Origin of the sequence: Collinsella sp. HCP28S3_G2 (assembly GCF_052065125.1) — a bacterium.
In the GTDB taxonomy this organism is placed as follows: Bacteria; Actinomycetota; Coriobacteriia; order Coriobacteriales; family Coriobacteriaceae; genus Collinsella.
In genome coordinates, this window is the sequence record NZ_JBQHUO010000041.1 from 1 (window position 1) to 594 (window position 594).

The 594-nt window shown below is 70.9% G+C and carries 1 protein-coding gene; it reads right to left on the reverse strand.

Annotated elements, in window-relative coordinates:
- On the reverse strand, window positions 1-476 hold a 476-nt coding region (locus tag ACTNB2_RS08860), incomplete at its 3' end, for a helix-turn-helix domain-containing protein (RefSeq protein WP_441045764.1).
- Between the last annotated feature and the right edge of the window lie 118 nt (window positions 477-594).

Consider the following 594-nt stretch of genomic DNA (forward strand, 5'->3'; position numbering starts at 1 on the left):
ATCTGCTCGGGCGACAGCCCCCGGCGCAGGCAGTCCCTTATCGCCTCCAGCCTGGCCGCCGCGGCGGGCTCGTCGGCGTCTATCCCGCGCCTGGACGAGACGAGGACCGAGTCGGCGCACAGCTGCGCGGCCCGGGCCTCGTAGAAGACGTGGGGGCGGCGCTTGCAGCCGATCGCGCGGTACCGGCCGCAGCCGTTGCAGCATCGCGGCCACGCCGCCAGGCGCGGGCAGGCCGCCGACAGGTCGGCGGAGGCGTCCACGCGCTCGCCGCGCCTGGCCTTCGGCGCCGTCACGAACCTGTGCGACGCCACCTCGGCGCTCACCGTCGAGGGCGACCTGCCCAGCTCCCTCGCGATCTCCCTGCACGACGCCCTGCGCTCCAGCATCCTCTGGACCGTGTCCCGCTCGTGCCTCGTGAGCCTTCCGTAGGCCCTCGGGACCGCCCTTGCGGAGCCGCTCTTCTTCTTTCCGGACATGCCGTCCTCCGATCTCCCGGGGCCGGCCGATCCGGCCCTCAGGGTATCGGGTTCCCACATTCATCCGCACATGTACGGATGAATGTGGGAGGTGTTCGGATAAAGTTGATACTCAAGG